This window comes from Rhodococcus sp. MEB032 (genome assembly GCF_030208925.1).
GTDB lineage: Bacteria > Actinomycetota > Actinomycetes > Mycobacteriales > Mycobacteriaceae > Rhodococcus_F > Rhodococcus_F qingshengii.
This window is the reverse complement of sequence record NZ_JARVSY010000055.1, coordinates 12980-34308: the sequence shown is the minus strand read 5'-3', so window position 1 is coordinate 34308 and position 21329 is coordinate 12980. Positions and strand designations below refer to the sequence as shown.

Genomic DNA, 21329 nt, shown 5'->3' with positions numbered 1-21329 from the left:
CCTGCGCGGCCGAGTTGCTGTGTCTGAACTATCGCGTGGCAGATTTCAGGGCAGCGTCTTTCAGTGCTACGTCGAAGGTCGTCGACGTAGCTTGCGAACCGAGAATAAAGGCAAGGCGCACCAACATGGCTTCGCGGTCGGACGGATCAGCCTGATCCAGTGCATTCGACAGTGCCAACCAGACGTGTTCGCGGTGGCACTCGTCGTCGACCACCGCAGTTGTCGCCGACTGTGCCGTATCGAAGTGCGCCGGCGCAGTGCCGGCGGTGAGGTGTTTGGCCACGTCGTTCAATTGCGTGGGATCGCTGATGCGGCACAGCACCAATCCGTCGGGCCGAATCACGAAGATCTCGCCGACACGTGCGCCGAGGGCAGATGCGAGATTGCCTTCGGCATCGGGAACCGTGGAGTCGGTAGTTCCCACGGTGATCACGCGTACGGTTTCCGGTGCAAGGGCCTGAGCAAGGATTTCGGCTTGCGTGTCGAGTTCGGATACCAGCTCAGCTGACAGTCCGAAAGCCAGCAGGCCGAATCCAGTACCGCGCAGACTGTTCAAGGAGGTAGATGAACCGTCCGCCGAGACCTGGACGACCCTGTCTTCCAACGGATCGCCGGGTAGTACGCCCTCGGCGCCCGCAGCTGTGGGCCACGTCAGCGGGGAGAGCCGGGCGTGCGTCGCACTCGACTGGCGCGGGTTGATGAGGTGCGCGAATTCGCCTCGCTTGGTGGCGAGTTCGAGTACGGCATCGCGGGTGGTCCGGTAGCCGTGACTTCCCGGCGACATGATGAGCGTCGACTTGCCTGCGTTGTCGACGTTCTGCTGCCACGCGCTGCGACGTTCCTTCGAATACGCGTCGAGGATGGTGGAATCGGCATCTCCGTTGATGACGGCGGCTAGTTGCCACACCAGGGTCTCGGCGTCTTCCATGCCCGAGTTCAGGCCGCGCACACCGAAGATCGGAACGAGATGCGCGGCGTCGCCGGCAAAAAGCACACGGCCGTGAGTGAAATCTTCCAGAGCGAGTGCGTGGGCGCGGTAGAAGCCGAACCATTCCAGGGTCCAGGGGATGTCGCTCTGGAGCCATTCGAGGTGACGCGTGATGCGGTCACGGATGCGATCTTCTTGCGTCTCCGCTTCCGGATCGTCCGAGGCGTCGAGCTGGTAGTCGATGCGCCAGATGTCCCGTGGTTGGCGATGCATGATGATCGTGGACCCCGGGTTGCTGGGTGCGTCGAACCACACCAGACGCTCGGCCGGGAGTTCCGATTCCCAATGAATGTCGGCAATGACGTAGTTGCCCTCGTAGCTGTTGCCCTGCAAGCGGATTCCGCTGAGTTCGCGCATCTTGCTGCGTCCACCATCGGCGGCAACGACCCACGCCGCGCGCAGTTCGCGGGTTCCGAACGCGGTGTCGACGGTCAGAGTCACCTCGTTGTCACCGACGGAGATGCCGGCGATCGACGACGACCAGTGGAAGTTCACCAGTGGGTGAGCGAGCAGCTTGTCGGTCATGATCTGCTCGAACTCGGATTGCGAGACGTTGACCATGGGTCCACGCGCGTCGTGCTCGGCGGATGCCATGCGGAACTGCAGTACTTCCTGATCGCGGTAGTAACTCCGACCACCCACCCACGGCAGAACGAGGTCTTCGAGCTCGGCACCGAAGCCGAGGCGTTCGGCAACTTCGAGGCTGTGGCGTGACACGCAGATCGCGCGACTGCCGAACGAGACCTGATCGGCCGCTTCGAGAATCGTGACGGCAATGCCGCGCTGCGCCAAGCCCATGGCTACGCCCATGCCGACGGGGCCGGCTCCGACGATCACGACGGGAAGTGCGTCGGCCGAAGGCGCCAGGGAGGCGAAGTCCTCGGGTGCGTACTTCTTCGGATGAAAGTAGGTCGACATGGTCACGAGGCTTTCTGTGCGGCAGTGTTTTTCGGGATCAATTGAGGTTCCGGGAGCAGCAGGATGGAAACCAGGCTGATCACGGCAATGATCACGAAGTAGGCGGTGATGGCGAACGAGGTGTCGAAGGCGGCGTAGAGCGCGGTGGCGATCATCGGGGCCAGACCGCCGCCGAGGATTGCGCCGATCTGGTAGCCGAGTGACGCTCCGCTGTAGCGGATGTGTGCGGGAAACAATTCGGCGAACAGTGCCGCTTGTGGGCCGGCGCAGCAGCCGAGCGTGAAGCCGAGGGCGATCATCGATACGAGCATCACCGGAACGATCGCTGTGTCGATCAGCGGAAAGAACACCGCTGCCGCCACTACCAGGGTGATCGAACTGCGGATGTAGACGGTCCGGCGTCCGAGAGTGTCCGACTTGTGAGCGCTGAAAGCCATTCCCGCCATCCAGAACGGGCAGGATGCGATGAGAAGAAAGAGCATCGTGGTCTTGCTGAAGCCGAGTTCGGTCTCGCCGTACTTGAGGACGTAAACCATGTACGCGTACGCGATTCCGTTGGTGGCGATGAAGGTTCCACCGGCGAGGAGCACAGTCTTCCAGTGTCTGGTGAGAACCTCGAGAATCGGCATGGACTCCGCCGGTGCCTCGGACTTCGACGCGGTGAACTCGTCACTTTCCTCGAGGCCGAGACGGATCCACATCGCAACGCCCACCAGAACTGCGCTGAGCAGGAACGGGATTCGCCATCCCCAGGAGTTGAATGCATCGTCGTCCATGAAGGCGGCGAGGGGGAGATAGACGAGATTGGCCACCAGTACGCCTGCGGGAACACCGATTTGTGGTGCGCTGCCGTACAGCCCCTTCCTGCCCTCGGGTGCGTTTTCGGTGGCGACCAGAACTGCGCCGCCCCACTCGCCGCCGACACCGAGTCCCTGAACGAATCGCAAGGTCACCAGGAGTATGGGGGCAAAGACGCCGATAGCGGCGTAGTTGGGTAGCAGCCCGATGGCAACGGTGGCGCAGCCCATCAGCATCAGCGAGGTGACCAACATGGATTTGCGTCCGATGCGGTCGCCGAAGTGGCCCATCACGATTCCGCCGATGGGACGCGCGACGAATCCGACGGCGAGGGTGGCGAAGGCGGCGAGGGTGCCGGCCAGATCGGACGTGCCGGGGAAGAACTGCTTGCCGAGCACGAGTGCGGCGGCGGTGCCGTAGATGAAGAAGTCGTACCACTCGATGGCGGTGCCGACAAGGCTGCCGAGGGCGGCCTTACGCGCCTTGACCGTCGCGGCGGCGCGCGTTGCGGTCGGTGAGGCGATGGAGGTCATGAAGTGCCTTTCGAGATGAATGTGGCTTGAAGAAACAATGACGTGCGCCACAACAATTGAAAAGCGAAAGAATTGGAGGTTCTTGCACGGAAAATACGTGGAACCAGCTCCGCTGCCTGGTAGCGGGACTATTGGGCAGGTTCTGAGGGTGAAACGAATTCTATGAAAGCGCGTGCGACGCGGCTGAGGCGAGTGTTCTGGTGCCAAGCGAGAACTACGTGCACCGACGGCACGGCGGGGGAAGCGATGGTCTTGACGACCACCTCGAGCCCCTCGTACGTGACGTCGATCTTGGGCCGCTGGAGTAGCAGCGTCCAGCCGAGGCCACGGCCGACAAATGCCCTCGCCGTCTCGAAGTTCGCAGTTCTGTAGGCAACCTTCGGGGCGAATCCGCCTGCGCGACAGACGTCGAGCGCGTGTTTGGTGCTCGGCGGCGCGTCGAGGAGAACCATCGGGTGTTCCGCGAGGTCCGGAAGATGGATCGGTCGCTCGGACCGCGCGAGTGGGTGTTCTGCACCCAGGACGATCAAGGGTTCGCGGATGGCCAACGGAACTGTGCGCAATTGTGGAGACAGGTCCAGGTCGTAAGCGATCGCGAGGTCCAACTCGCCGTTCTCGAGATGTGTCTGGAGCCGATTCTGAGTGTCCTCGCGGAACTCCACCTGCGCGTCAGGATTCTCACGGGTGAACCCGGCGATCATCGACGGCAACACCGTCGGCCCCAGAGCGGGATAACAGCCGATCGCTATGGGCCCCGACACGCTTCCGCCGGTTCCGAGCGCATCGGATTCGAGTTCCCCGGCTTGCTGAAGTAGCGCCCGGGCGCGCACCAGAACCGCTTCACCGGTGCGGGTGAGTTGAATGCCGAATGAGCGACGGCGAACGCACAGTTGAACTTTGAGCGCGCGTTCGAGTTCGGTGAGCGCCGCGGACAGGGCGGAAGGAGAGAGGTGCAGGCGCTCGGCCGCGGCACTGATCGTTCCGGTCTCGGCTACCGCGACAAACGCGGCAAGCTGACGCATCGTGTACGTGGGAGCAGGATCGATGCGAGGCATGAGATCGACAGTAGTCGGGTAGATTGCCCTGAATATTTTGGTGTGGCACCGTGAAGAGGTCGACGATCAATCGCTGACCTGCGTCTTCGTGGTGCCCCCGGCAGGATTCGAACCTGCGACCTTTCGCTCCGGAGGCGAACGCTCTATCCCCTGAGCTACGGGGGCGCACCGAATACTCGGTGTGCCGATTGGGCTGCGTTAGCGTAGCGCATCACGGGGGGACAAGACCAAACCGGCACCCGCCTCGGCATGGCGTCGTCGCGGGAGGTAGTCGAGGATGCGGCCGGGGACCATGGTCGTCGAATCATCTGTACCGACTGACTCGGATGCTTTTTACGCCTAGGCTCGGCTCTGAGCACAGGCTCGGGCGGACTGCTCGGGCACCCTCGTGAGGTACGGGAGTCGTTGATGACCGATCACCACTATTCCGAAGACCAGCTCGCGCTCGACCTGAAGTGGTGGGCAGCGGCCAACTATCTGACCGCCGCGCAGATCTATCTGAAGGACAACACGCTTCTGCGGGAACCGTTGCGTGCCGAGCACATCAAGCCCCGACTGCTCGGGCACTGGGGGACCAGCCCCGGCTTGTCGATGATCTACACGCTCCTCAATCGGCACATCGTCGCCACCGGCGCAGACTGGCTGTACGTGACCGGTCCCGGGCACGGCGGTCCGGCGCTGGTCGCGTCGACGTATCTCGAGGGAACGTACTCGGAGATCTATCCTGAAGTCTCGGACGACGCCGAGGGCATCCACCGGATGTGTCGGCGATTCTCCGCTCCCGGCGGAGTGCCCAGCCATGTGAGTGTGCAGACACCCGGAAGCATCCACGAAGGCGGCGAGCTCGGCTACGCCCTTGCCCATGCGGCCGGCGCTGCCTTCGATCATCCGAACCTCGTGGTGGCCTGTGTGATCGGCGACGGCGAAGCGGAGACCGGGCCGTTGTCCGGTTCGTGGAAGCTCCCGGTGTTCCTGAATCCACGACGCGACGGCGCGGTGCTGCCGATCCTGCACGTGAACGGTGCCAAGATCGCCGGGCCGACGGTCTACGGACGCAGCAGCGACGAAGACATCCAGGCCTATCTTGGTGGACAGGGGTGGGCGCCGATCGTCGTCTCCGGTGACGACCCCGACGCGGTGTTTCCTCAGCTGTATCAAGCGATCTCGCAGGCGCACGAGAAGATCCGCGAGATGCAGGGTGCCGCACGCTGCGGAGAGGAGTGGGCGGGTTCGTGGCCGGCAATCGTGTTGCGGACGCCGAAAGGATGGACCGGTCCACACACCGTCGACGGAATCTTGGTCGAGGGCACACATCGTGCGCACCAGGTGCCGTTGTCCGGCGTGCGAAGCAACGAATCACATCTGCGGCAACTCGAAGAGTGGATGCGGTCGTACCGTCCGGACGAGTTGTTCGACGCCAACGGATCACTCGTCGCGGAACTGGCGGCGCTGTCGCCGACGGGGGACAAGCGCATGGGGAGCACTCCCTACGCGAACGGTGGACGACTTCGCGTCGATCTCCCGATGCCGCCGCTCGAAAAGTATGCGCTTCCCATCCAATCCCCGGGTTCGACCTTCCACGAGACGACGCGAGTTCTCGGCGAGCTTCTGCGCGACATCTACGCCGCCACGGAAACCGAGGACAGCGGCGGGATCTTCCGACTCTTCTGTCCGGACGAGACGTCGAGCAATCGCCTCGGCGCCGTATTCGAGACAACCGATCGCTGCTGGCAACTGCCGATCACCGACTACGACGACGGGCTGTCCGCGGACGGTCGTGTCATGGAGGTCCTCAGCGAGCACCTCTGCGAGGGATGGCTCGAGGGCTATCTGCTGTCGGGCCGACACGGGATGTTCGCGAGCTACGAAGCATTTGCGATGGTGAGCGTGTCGATGCTCATCCAGCACGCCAAGTGGCTCCAACATGCCGTCGACCTGCCGTGGCGGGCGTCTGTTGCTTCGCTCAACGTGCTGTTGACCAGTACGTGCTGGCGCAACGATCACAACGGATTCAGTCATCAGGGCCCCGGCATGATCGACGCCGTTATTCCCTTGGCGCCCAGTGTGATCCGCGTGTGGCTGCCGCCGGATTCCAACACGTTGCTCTCGATCTCGGATCACTGCCTGCGTAGTACCGACCACGTCAACCTGATAGTCGTTGACAAGCAACCGCACCTGCAATACCTCACGCTCGAGCAAGCGCACGAGCACTGCGCGGCGGGCGCTTCGGTCTGGGAATGGGCCGGAACCGAGGCTCGCGGACAGGAACCGGACGTGGTCCTGGCCGCCGCGGGAGATGTGCCGACGCAGGAGATCCTGGCTGCTGCACAGTTGCTGCGCGATCACACACCCGAACTGATCACCCGCGTCGTCAACGTCGTCGATCTGATGGCCTTGCTGACGCCAACCGAGCATCCCCACGGATTCGGGGAGCGGGTCTTCCTCGATCTGTTCTCCGCGCAGACCGACGTCGTGTTCGCATTCCACGGATACTCGCGTGCCGTGCACGAACTGATTCACGGGCGTCCGAGTCCCGAGCGCTTCCACGTTCGCGGATTCAGTGAACAGGGAACAACCACAACACCGTTCGACATGGTCGTCCTCAACAAGATGAGCCGCTACCACCTGGTGATCGAGGCGCTACGACGCTCCAAGCGTCGGCCGGCCGGGGCGTCCGAGTTGGCGGAGTTCTGCCGCACACAGCTCGAAAAGCACTCGCGTTACATCGTCGAGCACCTCGAAGACATGCCGGAAGTAGAAAACTGGACCTGGTCCTGAAATTCAGGACCAGGCCCAGTTGGGTCTGAACAATTTCGGCTCAGTTCAGTTCTGCTCAGTTCATGGGCAGTGGCACTGCGCCGCGAGCTGCCAACATGTCGGTCATCAGCTTGGACTCGCTCTGCTGCGTGTTGACCATCGTCTGCGCCAGGCTGCGCACCGGCCCCTCGGTGGCGTCGGCTGCTGCGTACTCCATCATCGGAAGCCCACCTTCGTGGTGACGAAGCATCAGCTGCAGGAACAAGGTGTCGAGTTGCAGACCTTCCGCTGCGCGGAGAGCCGCAAGGTCCTCGGGGGACGCCATGCCGGGCATCGTGTCGACCGGCCCGGAATGACTCATGTCCATCGTGGCCGAAGTCCCGTGCGATCCATGGCCGGAGCCCGAATCCGACGACATCCACTCCATGTACGGGCCCACCTTGGACAGCGGCTGATCCCACATGGTCAGCCACGCCTGCATCTGACCGAGCTGGTTCTGCTGCGTGGTCAAGATGTCGAACGCGAGCGTGCGTACGTCGTTGTCCGTGGACTTCGTCAGGGCGATGGACGCCATGTCGACGGCCTGGCTGTGATGCACGCTCATGTCCTGCGCGAAGCCCACGTCCACCGAATCCGAAGCCGGAACGGTCAGTGACGACTTCGCATCGGGTCCGAGGAGGTTGGTCAGTGCGCCGAGCGCAAAACCGACGGCGATCGCGCCGATCAGACCGATGATCAGCAGTGCGGTGCGCTGACTCGGCTTCGAAGACTGATCGGTGTTCGTCGAACTATCCACCGGCGGGAATCTGTTCGTCGGTGGCCGGGGTAGCGCCCGTGCCGTCCATCTGGATGGCGTCGGCGCCCGGAGGTGTCGGATCGAACGGCGACGTCGACGGAGTGAACAGCGGGTTGGTGCAGCTCGCGCCGACCTCGGGGTAGACGTTCGGGTTCTGGTTCAGCGCAGTGATGAACTGATCGATGCGATCGTCGTCGGCCTTGTCGATCTCGAGGCGATGGCCCCACGACTGCAGAGAAATGGGGCTGCTCTGACCGGGGTACGGCGACATCAGCATGTAGGACTTGCCGTTCACGCGTCCGGCGAGACTGTCGATCTGGTCCTGGTCGACGAGATCGGGGTTGTACGTGATCCAGATGGCGCCGTGCTCGAGCGAGTGGACGGCGTTCTCGGTGCGAATCGGGTCGGCGTACACGGTTCCGGTGCAGTTAGCCCAGGTGGCGTCGTGTGGGCCACCGAACGGCGGGGTCTGGTCGTACGCCACGCGCTGAGTGGAATCGACGTGCTGGCCGGCCGGGTACTCGATCTTGAGGACGCCGTCGATCTTGTCCGACGGATCCTTGTTCTCCGAGCTGTACTTGTACGGCTCGAGGGCCTGCCGCTCCTCGACCTTGGGCCACAGATTGATACCGAGCACGGCGATGAGTGCGAGCACAGCCACACCGGCGCCGATCGACAGCCAGGGGATCTGGCGGGGAGCGGGGACGCCGCCCTTGCCCTTCTTGGCCGGCCGACTGTTCTTGTTGGCGGCCTTGATGGCCTTGGCTGATTTGGCCCCGGAGTTCTTGTTGGGACCGCGACTATCGGAACCGCTTGGCATCGATTGGGCTCTTTCGGTGTGTGGGCTTGAGGTGTGGCGCGCCCGCGCATGAAGGTACGCGGTGGTAGCTCGGGCATTACCACTGTACTTTCCGAGTCTGAGGGCAAACTTTGAGAGTGGCGTGCGACACGCCACAGCGGCCCCGCGCACGTTCACGGAGAGCGAGGCGTGAGGCGAGTCTCCACTTCCGGTGTGCAGGCAATAGGATGAATACCTGTGACTCCAGCTGACCTTGCCGAACTGCTCCGCGGAACCGCAGCGAGCGTCCTTGCCGATCGTGGCCTCGACGTATCCGTGCTACCCGAAACCCTCACCGTCGAGCGACCACGCAACCCCGAGCACGGCGATTACGCCACCAACATTGCCATGCAGGTAGCCAAGAAGGTCGGCACGAATCCCCGCGAGCTGGCGGGCTGGATCGCCGAAGCCCTCACCGCTGCCGACGGAATCGAATCCGCCGAGATCGCCGGGCCCGGCTTCCTCAACATTCGGTTGGACAAGGACGCCCAGGGCGCGATCGTCGTGTCGGTTCTCGAAGCCGGTGCGTCGTACGGCTCGGGTGACTCCCTCGCCGGCAAGAAGATCAACCTCGAATTCGTCTCCGCCAACCCCACCGGACCGATTCACCTCGGTGGAACCCGTTGGGCCGCAGTCGGAGACGCGCTCGGACGCATTCTGTCCGCGCAGGGTGGTTTGGTAACACGTGAGTACTACTTCAACGATCACGGTGCCCAGATCGACCGCTTCTCGCGTTCGCTGATCGCTGCAGCGAAGGGTGAACCTGCTCCCGAAGACGGTTACGCCGGTGCATACATCGCCGACATCGCCGCCTCGGTTCTGAAGCAGCGTCCCGACGTCATGGATCTGCCTGCCGACGAGCAGCAGGAAACCTTCCGCGCCATCGGCGTCGAATTGATGTTCACGCACATCAAGCAGACCCTGCACGACTTCGGCGTCGACTTCGACGTCTACTTCCACGAGAACTCGCTCTTCGAATCCGGTGCGGTCGAGAAGGCCGTCGAATCCCTCAAGGGTTCGGGCAACCTCTTCCACGAAGACGGTGCGTGGTGGCTCAAGAGCACCGACTACGGCGACGACAAGGACCGCGTCGTCATCAAGAGCGATGGCAACGCCGCCTACATCGCCGGTGACATCGCCTACTTCCAGAACAAGCGCGCACGTGGGTTCGACCTCTGTATCTACATGCTCGGCGCCGACCATCACGGTTACATCGGCCGTCTCAAGGCTGCCGCTGCCGCATTCGGCGACGATCCGGACACCGTCGAGGTGCTGATCGGCCAGATGGTCAACCTCGTCAAGGACGGCACTGCCGTCAAGATGAGCAAGCGCGCCGGCACCGTCATCACCCTCGACGACCTGGTCGAGGCAATCGGCGTCGACGCCTCGCGTTACGTCATGATCCGCTCGTCGGTCGACTCGAGCATCGACATCGACCTCGACCTGTGGACCAAGACCAGCAGCGAGAACCCCGTCTACTACGTGCAGTACGCGCACGCACGCCTCTCGGCGATCGCTCGCAACGCCGCAGACCTCGGTCTGTCCGCCGACGCGAGCAACCTCGCCCTGCTCACCGTCGAGCAGGAGGGTGACCTCATCCGCACGATCGGCGAGTACCCACGCGTCGTGTCGAGCGCGGCGAATCTGCGTGAGCCGCACCGTATTGCCCGCTACCTCGAAGAACTCGCGGGTGCGTACCACCGCTTCTACGGCGCGTGCCGCATCCTTCCGCAAGGCGACGAAGACGCCACCGACGTGCACCGCGCGCGTCTGGCTCTCTGCGCCGCCACCCGACAGGTCCTGGCCAACGGTCTCGAACTGCTCGGCGTCACCGCACCGGAGCAAATGTGAACGCGCACCCCGCCGGCCCCAAGCACGCCGAGCAGTTGCAGGCCCCCGGCTTGCCCGACCGTCCGACCAGCCCCGATGCCTTCGGCGAACTCTCACCGCAGGTGTGGCCGCGCAACGCTTCTCGCGGCGACGACGGTGAAGTGACCCTCGCGGGTGTCAAGGTCGGTGAACTTGCCGAGAAGTACGGCACTCCGTTGTTCGTCATCGACGAGGACGACTTCCGCTCGCGCTGCCGTGACATGGCCCGCGCCTTCGGCCCGGATGCCAAGGTGCACTACGCATCCAAGGCATTCCTCTGTGGCGAGATCGCACGCTGGGTCGCCGACGAAGGCCTCTCGCTCGACGTCTGCTCCGGCGGCGAACTGGCGATCGCGTTGCACGCGGACTTCCCGGCCGAGCGAATTGCCATGCACGGCAACAACAAGTCAGTCGCCGAACTGGCCGCCGGTGTCGCCGCGGGCGTCGGACACGTCGTGCTCGACTCGTCGATCGAGATCGACCGACTCGATCGTGTCGCCGGTGAGGCCGGTGTCGTTCAGGACGTGTTGATCCGACTGACCGTCGGCGTCGAAGCGCATACCCATGAATTCATCTCCACCGCACACGAGGACCAGAAGTTCGGTTTCTCGCTGGCCGGGGGAGCGGCAATCGACGCGGTCCGTCGCGTCTTCGCTGCCGACAACTTGCGCCTGGTCGGCCTGCACAGCCACATCGGTTCGCAGATCTTCGACGTCGACGGTTTCGAGGTGGCAGCGCACCGCGTGATCGGTTTGCTCCGCGACGTCGTCACCGAGTTCGGAGTCGAGAAGACCAAGCAGATTTCGATCATCGACCTCGGCGGCGGCATGGGGATCTCGTACATCCCCTCCGACGACCCGCCGCCCGTCGACGAACTGGCAGCAAAGCTCGGCCACATCGTGCGCAACGAGTCAGCACTGGCCGGATTGCCGGAGCCGACGCTTGCCGTCGAACCCGGCCGCGCCATCGCCGGACCTGGCACGGTGACGCTCTACGAGGTCGGCACCATCAAGGACGTCACGGTGGGTAGCTCGCTGACACGCCGCTACATCAGCGTCGACGGCGGGATGAGCGACAACATCCGCACGTCCCTCTACGGTGCGGAGTACGAAGCCAAGTTGGTTTCGCGAACTTCCGAGGCTGATCCCGTCGTTGCACGTATCGTCGGTAAGCACTGCGAGTCCGGTGACGTGGTCATTCGGGACACCTGGATGCCCGAGGACGTCGGGCCCGGTGATTTACTAGCGGTAGCAGCGACCGGTGCATACTGCTATTCGATGTCGAGCAGGTACAACCTGCTCACCCGCCCAGCCGTGGTGGCGGTGCGTGACGGAGTCTCACGCGTGATTCTGCGGAGGGAAACAGTGGAAGATCTGCTCAGCTTGGAGGTATCGCAGTGACGAGCGAATCGGCGCATCGCGCTATCGGTGTGGCCGTTCTCGGCCTCGGCAACGTCGGGAGCGAGGTCGTCCGGATCATTCGTGAGCAGGCCGAGGAACTCGAAGCTCGCGTCGGCGCCCCGTTGGAACTGCGGGGGGTTGCCGTCCGCCGTATCGGCTCGGACCGCGGAATTCCCGAGGAACTGCAGACGACGGACGCCGAGTCCCTGGTCGGTCGTGACGACGTCGACATCGTGGTCGAGGTGATCGGCGGAATCGAGCTCCCTCGCAAGCTGATTCTCTCTTCCCTCAACTCCGGTAAGTCGGTCGTGACCGCCAACAAGGCGCTGCTCGCGGACCACACCGGTGAATTGGCGGAGGCTGCAGAGGCCAACTCTGTCGACCTGTACTTCGAGGCCGCTGTTGCCGGTGCGATCCCCGTGATCCGCCCGCTCACACAGTCGTTGGCCGGAGACCGTGTCAACAAGGTCGCCGGAATCGTGAACGGCACCACCAACTTCATCCTCTCCGCGATGGACGAGACCGGCGCCGACTACGAAGAGACCCTCGCCGAAGCCGGACGCCTCGGATACGCGGAAGCCGACCCGACCGCGGACGTCGAAGGCTACGACGCCGCGGCGAAGGCAGCGATCCTCGCGTCGATCGCGTTCCACACCCGCGTCACTGCCGCGGACGTGTACCGCGAAGGAATCTCCACGATCACCTCCGCCGACCTGGCGTCGGCGAAGGCACTCGACTGCACGATCAAGTTGCTCTCGATCTGCGAGCGCATCGTCACGCCCAAGGGCAAGGAGCGGATTTCCGCTCGCGTGTACCCGGCGCTGGTTCCGCTCAGCCATCCGCTGGCCTCGGTCAACGGCGCGTTCAACGCCGTTGTCGTGGAAGCAGAGAACGCCGGCCGGCTCATGTTCTACGGCCAGGGCGCAGGCGGCGCCCCCACCGCTTCCGCGGTGATGGGTGACCTGGTGATGGCTGCGCGCAACAAGGTTCACGGCGGCCGCGGCCCCCGCGAGTCCAAGTACGCCAAGCTCAAGGTCGCCCCGATGGGCGACATCCTCACGCGCTACTACGTGAACATGGAGGTCGCGGACAAGGAAGGTGTGCTGTCCGCAGTCGCCGCCGAGTTCGCCAAGCACGGCGTGAGCATCTCCGTCGTCCGCCAGGAGGGCGCCGGCGCCGGCGCGCGTCTGGTGGTCGTCACTCATGTAGCAACCGACGCGGCTCTCTCCGAGACCGTGGCGGCCCTCAACGAACTCGAATTCGTCACCGCTGTGACCAGCGTGCTGCGACTGGAAGGCACTGAACAATGACCGGCATCGTCAACCCCGTCCACAAGGCATGGCCGGGTCTCATCGAGGCATACCGGGACCGTCTCGCGATCGGTGACAACTGGAAGACCGTCACCCTGCGCGAAGGCGGCACCCCGCTCCTGCCGGCCGGCCACCTCTCCGAGATCACCGGCTGCGACGTCTACCTCAAGGTCGAGGGCCTCAACCCCACCGGTTCCTTCAAGGACCGCGGCATGACGATGGCCGTCACCGACGCCTTGGCCCGTGGCCAGCGCGCAGTTCTGTGCGCGTCCACCGGCAACACCTCCGCCTCGGCCGCTGCGTATGCAGCCAAGGCCGGCATGACCTGCGCCGTGCTCATCCCGCAGGGCAAGATCGCCATGGGCAAGCTTGCGCAGGCAGTCATGCACGGCGCCAAGATCATTCAGGTCCAGGGCAACTTCGACGACTGCCTCGAGCTGGCACGCAAGACCACGGCCGAATTCCCCACCATCGGTCTCGTCAACTCGGTCAACCCGGTGCGCATCGAAGGCCAGAAGACCGCGGCATTCGAGATCATGGACGTCCTCGGCAAGGCTCCCGACGTGCACGCACTCCCGGTCGGAAACGCCGGTAACATCACCGCGTACTGGCGCGGATACTCCGAGTACTACGCGGACGGTCTGACCACGGTCAAGCCCCGCATGCTCGGCGTCCAGGCAGCCGGAGCGGCTCCGCTGGTCAACGGTGCACCCGTCAAGGATCCCGAAACCATCGCCACCGCAATCCGAATCGGTTCTCCCGCGTCCTGGAACGGCGCTGTCGCCGCGAAGGAAGAGTCGAACGGTGCATTCCGTGCCGCCACCGACGAGAAGATCCTCGAGGCTTACCGTCTGATCGCCGCCACCGAGGGCGTCTTCGTCGAACCGGCGTCGGCAGCCAGCGTCGCCGGCCTGCTCGCCGCACGTGCAGAGGGCTGGCTCGAGCCGGGCCTGACCGTCGTGTGCACGGTGACCGGTAACGGTCTCAAGGATCCTGACTCGGCTTTGAAGGGTATGCCGAACGTCGAGCCGATCGGTGTCGATCCCGTTGCCGTCGCGGCTGCCCTCGAGCTTGCATAGTGTCCGTGGATTCATCGACCACTCCGCGGAATCCGGTGTCTGACATGACTATAACCCTGCCTATCGGCCTTTCGGTGACTGCTCGCGTCCCGGCCTCGAGTGCGAACTTGGGGCCGGGGTTCGACACCCTCGGTCTGGCGTTGGGGTTGTACGACGAAATCGTGGTCACCACAACGGATTCAGGCCTTCAGATTCGCGTCGAAGGTGAAGGCGCTGCCGACGTGCCCTGGGGTCCTTCGCATCTCGTGGTCCGCGCCATCGAGCGTGGTCTCGAGGCGGCCGGAGTGTGGGCCAGTGGCCTGGACGTGTTGTGCCGCAACGCGATTCCACATTCGCGCGGGTTGGGATCCTCGGCTTCCGCGGCTGTCGGTGGATTGGCAGCAGCCAACGGTCTGGCGCGCGCTCTCGATGCCGAGATCGGCTTGACGGAAGAGCAGTTGGTTCAACTCTCGTCCGAGTTCGAAGGTCACCCGGACAACGCGTCTGCCAGTGTTCTCGGTGGCGCAGTCGTCTCGTGGAGTTGCCCACCGGCAGTCGAAGGCGACGAGCCGATCTACTCCGCGGCCAAACTCGACGTCCATCCCGACATCCGTGCTGTGGCACTGGTTCCCGAGGAGCGGTCGTCCACCGCACACACTCGCGGGCTCCTGCCCGAATTGGTTCCGCACCAGGATGCCTCGTTCAACGCGAGCCGCAGCGCGCTCGCCGTCGTTGCGCTCACTGCTCGGCCCGATCTGTTGATGGCGGCCACCGAGGATCGCCTGCATCAGGCGCAGCGCGCGCCCGCGCTTCCGCTCACGACGCGATGGATCGGGATCCTGCGCGAGGCGGGTATCGCTGCGACCGTTTCGGGAGCCGGCCCCACCGTGTTGGCGCTCAGCACAGAACCTTTCCCCGTCGAACTCGCGGAAGCGGCGCGGGCAGACGGACTACGTGTGCTCGAATTGGACATCGCCGACGGCGTCGAAGTATCCACGACGACGGTCTGATCCCTGCCTTGGTCCAGGTGATCGCCCACTACCGATCGGTAGTGAACTGACACACCCAGTCGTCCAAATTCTTGCCGGACTCAGGTTTGGGCGCTATCCTGGGCTATGTCCGTACATCGTGCGCGTCAGTCGCCGGTGCATCACCAGGGGGCAAAACTCCTTCCCAATCGGGGTCCACAGTCCTTGGCATGATTCTCGCAGGCATGATCCTCACGCTTGTACCTTCTCCGAAGGTTTGAATCCTCCGCGGATCGAACACTCAGAGGTTCCATCACTCTGGGGTTCAACACACGGGGGAGTGAATCGTCGACGAAGGCGCGTTGGGCAGGTTCGCGAGCGCATGAAAAGTTTGAGGCGAGAGTTTCCGACAATCATGTGACGGCGGACAAGCCGGCAGTTCTGGACAGCAACCACGTACGGCACCACCGAGTTCGGTATTCAATCGAACTGCGGGACGAACCCTCGACTTTGCGCAGTGCGAGTGAGGGAAGGAAAGGACCTCCGTGACCGATACGGACCTCATCGCCACTTCTGCACCCGCCGGGTCGGAATCAGGCGACAATTCTCAGGCGTCATCTTCAGCATCGAACGGTGCGGTGGCGACCTCCACGAAGCGTGCCGAAACGCGCCGTGGTGCCGGACTCTCCGGCATGGTGCTCACCGAACTCCGCACTCTTGCGGGTGAACTGGGCATCAAAGGCACTTCCGGCATGCGCAAGGGTGACCTGATCGCAGCCATCAAGGAGCGCCAGGGCGGCAGCGCGAAGGCTGCACCCGCACAGAGTGAACTCACTCTCGACGACGCACCCGTTGCGCGCACTCGTGCCAAGAGCACTCGCGCCGCACGCACCGAAACCCCCGCAGCCGAAACAGCTCCGGCAGCCGAGTCGGCTCCTGCCGAGGCCGCGCCTGCGCGTACGGAATCCGCCGAGGATTCCGATCAGAGCGCACCCCGTCGCGGACGTCAGCGTCGTGGCGCCGCTCGTCGTGCAGGTTCACCCGACCAGGGCGAACTGAGCATCGAGCAGGAAGCGCCTTCGGCGAAGTCCGACGCGGACACCGCGAAGGCCGCCGATTCTTCGAAGGTCGCCGAGACCGCCAAGGCCGAGGCTCCGGCCGAGCGTCCTGCGCGCACCGAGGGCAAGTCCGACGCTGATCAGGCTCCCGCCGAGCAGGGCAACGAGCGTCCCCGCCGCGAGCGCAACCGCGACAACCAGGGCCAGCGCGACAACCAGGGCCAGCGCGAGAACCAGGGCAACCGGGGCAACCAGGATCGCCAGGATCGCCAGGACCGCCAGGACCGCGGCAATCAGAACAACGCCGGCCAGAACAACGCCGGTCCTCGCACGGACAACCGCAACAACGGGCCGGACGACGACGAAGAGGGTGGACGCGGACGCCGCGGACGCCGTTTCCGCGAGCGCCGTGGCCGTGGTCGTGACCGCGGTGAGGGTGGCGCACCCAACGATTCACGCGAGACCGAGATTCGTGAGGACGACGTCCTTCAGCCGGTCGCCGGCATCCTCGACGTCCTCGACAATTACGCCTTCGTGCGTACGTCCGGGTACCTCGCCGGTCCCAACGACGTCTACGTCTCCATGAACCTGATCCGCAAGAACGGCCTTCGCCGTGGCGACGCCATCACCGGTGCCGTCCGCGTCTCGCGTGACGGTGAGCAGGGCAGCCAGCGCCAGAAGTTCAACCCGCTGGTTCGCATCGACACGGTCAACGGCGGCGACGTCGAGGCCGCGAAGAAGCGCCCCGAGTTCAACAAGCTCACGCCGCTGTACCCGAACCAGCGTCTGCGCCTCGAGACCGAGCAGCACATTCTCACCACGCGTGTCATCGACCTGGTGATGCCCATCGGTAAGGGCCAGCGCGCCCTCATCGTGAGCCCGCCCAAGGCAGGTAAGACCAGCGTGTTGCAGGCGATCGCGAATGCCGTCGCCACCAACAATCCTGAGTGCTACCTGATGGTCATCCTCGTGGACGAGCGTCCCGAGGAAGTGACCGACATGCAGCGCAGCGTGAAGGGTGAGGTCATTTCCTCCACCTTCGACCGCCCGCCGGGAGATCACACCGCAGTTGCCGAGCTGGCAATCGAGCGTGCGAAGCGCCTGGTCGAGATGGGTAAGGACGTCGTCGTACTGCTCGACTCCATCACGCGTCTGGGTCGTGCGTACAACAACTCCTCGCCGGCGTCGGGACGCATCCTCTCCGGTGGTGTCGACTCGACGGCGCTCTACCCGCCGAAGCGTTTCCTCGGTGCTGCCCGCAACATCGAGAACGGTGGATCGCTCACCATCATCGCTACCGCAATGGTCGAGACCGGATCCACCGGCGACACCGTGATCTTCGAAGAGTTCAAGGGCACCGGCAACGCCGAGCTCAAGCTCGATCGCAAGATCGCCGAACGCCGCGTGTTCCCGGCCGTGGACGTCAACCCGTCCAGCACGCGTAAGGACGAGTTGCTCCTGAGCCCGGACGAAGCTGCAGTGCTGCACAAGCTCCGCCGCGTCCTGTCCGGTCTGGACTCGCATCAGGCCATCGATCTGCTGATCGATCGACTGAAGAAGAGCAAGAACAACCTCGAGTTCCTGATGCAGGTCTCCAAGACCGCACCGGGTGCGATCGACGACTGATCGACTCGACGTCAAAGGCCCACAACCAGCTGGTTGTGGGCCTTTTGCGTGGGCGGAACAAAACCGAGGGGCAGTGCGTTGACAACTTCGTACAGCCACCCCGAGGCGTGCGAGACGCGGATTATCCGGTGAGGTACCGCATCTGGCATACTGAACGGCCGAGTCCGGTTCCGGTTCACGATGTCGATTGGCGACGTCGACCCGGCGACCATTGAAAGGGACACCATGAAGGCAGGAATCCACCCAACCTACGTAGCGACCACCGTCGTCTGCGGTTGCGGTAACACGTTCGAGACCCACAGCACCAAGGAGTCCGGACGCATCAACGTCGAGGTTTGCTCGCAGTGCCACCCGTTCTACACGGGCAAGCAGAAGATTCTCGACACCGGTGGACGCGTCGCTCGCTTCGAGGCTCGCTACGGCAAGCGCGCAGACAGCAAGGTCCCGGCCACCGAGTCCTAGCTGTTCCGCCGACGCCCGATCTGCCATGCGCAGATCGGGCGTCGGCTTTTTTGTGCCTGCACTCGGTTTGCGCGTTTCCCGGGTCCCGGCGTCGAAATACCTTCAAGCGCGCACCGTAGGAATCGAAACTCAGAGCGGAGCGAACCATGGCAGGCGCAACCCAGCCCTCGGCCATCGACGACATCTTGGCGGAGCACGCCGGTCTCGAAGCACAGATGTCCGATCCGGCGCTGCACAACGACCCTGCCGCTGCCAGGCGCGTCGGTAAACGGTTCTCCGAGCTCTCGCCGATCATGTCGACGTACAACAAGCTCACCGCTGCGCAGGACGATCTGGAAGCCGCGCGCGAACTAGCCGCCGACGATTCCAGCTTCGCCGCCGAGATCCCCGATCTCGAAGCCGAGGTCGCGCAGCTCGAGCAGACGCTTACCGATCAGTTGGCGCCGCGTGATCCGCATGACGGCGACGACATCGTCCTCGAAGTGAAGTCCGGTGAGGGCGGCGAAGAATCCGCGCTCTTCGCCTCGGACCTGGCCCGCATGTACGTCCGCTACGCGGAACGGCATGGCTGGCGCGTCGAGATTCTCGACGCGACGGTCTCCGATCTCGGCGGATACAAGGAAGCCACGCTGTCGATCAAGAGCAAGTCGGACACCCCGGACGGAGTGTGGGCGCGGCTGAAGTTCGAGGGCGGCGTTCACCGCGTCCAACGAGTGCCCGTCACCGAATCCCAGGGGCGCGTTCACACTTCGGCTGCCGGCGTTCTGGTCTACCCGGAGCCCGAAGAGGTCGAGCAGGTCCAGATCGACGAAAGTGACCTGCGTATCGACGTCTACCGTTCGTCCGGCAAGGGCGGTCAGGGCGTCAACACGACCGACTCTGCTGTCCGAATCACGCACCTTCCGACCGGCATCGTCGTCACCTGCCAGAACGAGCGTTCGCAGCTCCAGAACAAGGCGCGCGCCATGCAGGTCCTTGCAGCCCGTTTGCAGGTAGTCGCCGAGGAAGCCGCGGACGCTGAAGCGTCGGCAGGACGCCAGAGTCAGGTTCGGACGGTGGACCGTTCGGAGCGCATCCGCACCTACAACTTCCCCGAGAACCGCATCACCGATCACCGCATCGGATTCAAGTCGCACAACCTCGACGCGGTGCTCGACGGTGAGCTCGACGCACTTCTCGATGCATTGGGCAAGGCGGACCGAGAGGCGCGTCTCGCGGCCGAGTAGATGCAGACCATGACTGACCTCCATCCCGCCGGGAACTCGGTGAACCGCGTGTCGGTCGAGCGTGGCAGGCTGTACCCGTGAGTCGACTTCCACTTCGTTTGGCGCTGATCGAAGCTGCAAAACAGCTCGACGCCGCAGGTGTGCCCAGCCCACGCACCGACGCCGAGTTGTTGGCATCCCACCTGCTCGGGGTCGAACGCACGCGTCTCGGACTGATTCCGTTGGTCGATCCCGAGGTCATCGCGGCGTTCGACGAGTTGGTTGCCCAACGGGTGAAGCGGATTCCGTTGCAGCACATCATCGGAGTCGCGTCGATGGGCAACATCGACGTCGCTGTCGGGCCGGGTGTCTTCATTCCGCGGCCGGAAACCGAACTGCTCATGGGTTGGGCACTCTCGTTCCTCGAAGGTTGCGGAAGCAAGCCGCCGGTAGTTCTGGACCTGTGCACGGGATCGGGTGTACTCGCGCTGTCCATCGCCGAGGCCCGTCCGGACGCCGTCGTTCACGCCGTGGAGAAGGAGCCCGCCGCGTTGGCGTGGGCGCGTCGTAATGCTGCCGACCGCGAGGCCGCCGGTGATACACCGATCCATCTGCATCAGGGCGATGTCACCGATCGGAACCTGTTGCCAGGGCTCGAGGGCGGCGTCGATCTGGTCGTTTCCAATCCGCCGTACATCCCCGAAGGCGCGCAATTGCAGCCTGAGGTCATGGATTACGACCCGCACACCGCGTTGTTCGGTGGCGTCGACGGTCTGTCCGTCATCAAACCCATGATCAGCAACATCGCGCGGTGGCTTCGAATCGGCGGCGCGGCAGGCATCGAGCACGACGACACCAACGGGGACGGCGTCGCTGCGCTGTTCTCGGCGCGCCGGGTATTCGGCGAGGTCGCGCAGCATCCAGATCTTGCCGGTCGTCCGCGATTCGTCGTCGCCAGACGTGTCGCCACCGACGTCGAAGCACAGCGGAATCGAACGCCCGAAGCGCAGAGTGAAAGGATGGCTGAGTGAGTACCGTGTACGACTGCAGTCAGACAGATTCCCGAACCGCAGGCTTGGCCGCCGCGAAGAACGCGCTCAAGGCCGGCCGACTCGTAGTTCTCCCTACCGACACCCTTTACGGACTCGCCGCCGACGCGTTCGACAGCGAAGCTGTCACGAGTCTGTTGCGCGCCAAGGGACGCGGGCGAGACATGCCCGTCCCGGTTCTGGTCGGATCGTGGAACACCATCGACGGGCTCGTCTACAGCGTGCGCCCGCAGGCACGGGATCTGATCCGCGCATTCTGGCCCGGCGGACTGAGTTTGGTCGTCGAGCAGGCGCCTTCACTTGCCTGGGACCTCGGTGACACCCGCGGAACCGTCATGCTCCGCATGCCCTTGCACCCGGTTGCTCTCGAACTGTTGCGCGATGTCGGACCGCTTGCCGTCTCGAGCGCCAACATTTCGGGGCGTCCGCCGGCAACTACCGTCGAGGAAGCCCGAGATCAGCTCGGCGGATCTGCCAGCGTGTATCTCGACGGGGGCAAGGCCGAACACGCCGTTGCTTCCACGATCGTCGACCTGACCGGCAATTCACCGCGTATCTTGCGAGTGGGTGCCGTCTCGGCAGAATCCATCGCCGAGGTATTGGGCACCAGTCCGGAAAGTCTCGTAGAGGGAGTTTCGTAA

At 64.1% G+C, this 21329-nt stretch carries 16 protein-coding genes and 1 tRNA gene; 11 read left to right on the top strand and 6 right to left on the bottom strand.

Translation table 11 applies throughout. The features are described 5' to 3' along the window. Positions 1–28 precede the first annotated feature (28 nt). From QRN54_RS32290 to QRN54_RS32275, 4 genes are all read right to left on the bottom strand, one after another. Positions 29–1906 carry an FAD-dependent monooxygenase gene (locus QRN54_RS32290; protein ID WP_285184014.1) on the bottom strand — a complete coding sequence of 626 codons (1878 nt, stop codon included), beginning with the start codon at positions 1904–1906 and terminating at the stop codon, positions 29–31. A 2-nt stretch (positions 1907–1908) separates the two neighbouring features. Next, the gene (locus QRN54_RS32285; RefSeq protein WP_285183981.1) at positions 1909–3237 is read right to left on the bottom strand and encodes an MFS transporter; all 1329 of its coding nucleotides are present in this window, start codon (positions 3235–3237) and stop codon (positions 1909–1911) included. A 128-nt stretch (positions 3238–3365) separates the two neighbouring features. Beyond that, positions 3366–4292: a LysR substrate-binding domain-containing protein gene (locus QRN54_RS32280; protein WP_042445544.1), complete on the bottom strand. Its 927-nt coding sequence runs from the start codon at positions 4290–4292 to the stop codon at positions 3366–3368. A gap of 89 nt (positions 4293–4381) precedes the next feature. Beyond that, positions 4382–4457, bottom strand: a tRNA-Arg gene (locus QRN54_RS32275). A gap of 243 nt (positions 4458–4700) precedes the next feature. Between QRN54_RS32275 and QRN54_RS32270 the strand changes: the two genes are divergently transcribed. Beyond that, the gene (locus QRN54_RS32270) at positions 4701–7070 is read left to right on the top strand and encodes a phosphoketolase family protein (protein WP_285183980.1); all 2370 of its coding nucleotides are present in this window, start codon (positions 4701–4703) and stop codon (positions 7068–7070) included. Between the two features lie 55 nt (positions 7071–7125). Here QRN54_RS32270 and QRN54_RS32265 read toward each other — a convergent pair whose 3' ends face one another. Then, the gene (locus QRN54_RS32265; RefSeq protein WP_030537330.1) at positions 7126–7845 is read right to left on the bottom strand and encodes a DUF305 domain-containing protein; all 720 of its coding nucleotides are present in this window, start codon (positions 7843–7845) and stop codon (positions 7126–7128) included. Further along, positions 7838–8665: a thioredoxin-like domain-containing protein gene (locus QRN54_RS32260; RefSeq protein WP_003941378.1), complete on the bottom strand. Its 828-nt coding sequence runs from the start codon at positions 8663–8665 to the stop codon at positions 7838–7840. Before QRN54_RS32260 ends, QRN54_RS32265 begins: the two co-directional genes overlap by 8 nt. A 216-nt stretch (positions 8666–8881) precedes the next feature. Between QRN54_RS32260 and argS the strand changes: the two genes are divergently transcribed. The 10 genes from argS (at position 8882) to QRN54_RS32210 (ending at position 21329) form a co-directional block, all read left to right on the top strand. Then, positions 8882–10534, top strand: coding sequence for an arginine--tRNA ligase (gene argS / locus QRN54_RS32255; RefSeq protein WP_003941360.1), 1653 nt, complete (start codon positions 8882–8884; stop codon positions 10532–10534). Continuing rightward, positions 10531–11952 carry a diaminopimelate decarboxylase gene (gene lysA, locus QRN54_RS32250; RefSeq protein ID WP_285183979.1) on the top strand — a complete coding sequence of 474 codons (1422 nt, stop codon included), beginning with the start codon at positions 10531–10533 and terminating at the stop codon, positions 11950–11952. Before argS ends, lysA begins: the two co-directional genes overlap by 4 nt. Next, the gene (locus tag QRN54_RS32245) at positions 11949–13262 is read left to right on the top strand and encodes a homoserine dehydrogenase (RefSeq protein WP_007726192.1); all 1314 of its coding nucleotides are present in this window, start codon (positions 11949–11951) and stop codon (positions 13260–13262) included. Before lysA ends, QRN54_RS32245 begins: the two co-directional genes overlap by 4 nt. Further along, positions 13259–14341 (top strand): threonine synthase, encoded by a 1083-nt coding sequence (gene thrC / locus QRN54_RS32240; RefSeq protein ID WP_285183978.1) that lies wholly within the window; start codon positions 13259–13261, stop codon positions 14339–14341. Before QRN54_RS32245 ends, thrC begins: the two co-directional genes overlap by 4 nt. A gap of 44 nt (positions 14342–14385) precedes the next feature. Continuing rightward, complete coding sequence (gene thrB / locus QRN54_RS32235; RefSeq protein ID WP_007726194.1) at positions 14386–15330, top strand: homoserine kinase; 945 nt, start codon at positions 14386–14388, stop codon at positions 15328–15330. Between the two features lie 503 nt (positions 15331–15833). Then, positions 15834–17972, top strand: a complete 2139-nt coding sequence (gene rho / locus QRN54_RS32230; RefSeq protein WP_042923185.1) for a transcription termination factor Rho — start codon at positions 15834–15836, stop codon at positions 17970–17972. A gap of 225 nt (positions 17973–18197) precedes the next feature. Further along, positions 18198–18434 (top strand): 50S ribosomal protein L31, encoded by a 237-nt coding sequence (gene rpmE / locus QRN54_RS32225; protein WP_003941310.1) that lies wholly within the window; start codon positions 18198–18200, stop codon positions 18432–18434. A gap of 146 nt (positions 18435–18580) precedes the next feature. Further along, positions 18581–19660 (top strand): peptide chain release factor 1, encoded by a 1080-nt coding sequence (gene prfA, locus QRN54_RS32220; protein WP_003941341.1) that lies wholly within the window; start codon positions 18581–18583, stop codon positions 19658–19660. A gap of 77 nt (positions 19661–19737) precedes the next feature. Next, a complete protein-coding gene (prmC, locus tag QRN54_RS32215) occupies positions 19738–20670 on the top strand; it encodes a peptide chain release factor N(5)-glutamine methyltransferase (RefSeq protein ID WP_054186744.1) in 933 nt (310 codons plus the stop codon). Next, positions 20667–21329, top strand: coding sequence for an L-threonylcarbamoyladenylate synthase (locus QRN54_RS32210; protein ID WP_003941345.1), 663 nt, complete (start codon positions 20667–20669; stop codon positions 21327–21329). Before prmC ends, QRN54_RS32210 begins: the two co-directional genes overlap by 4 nt.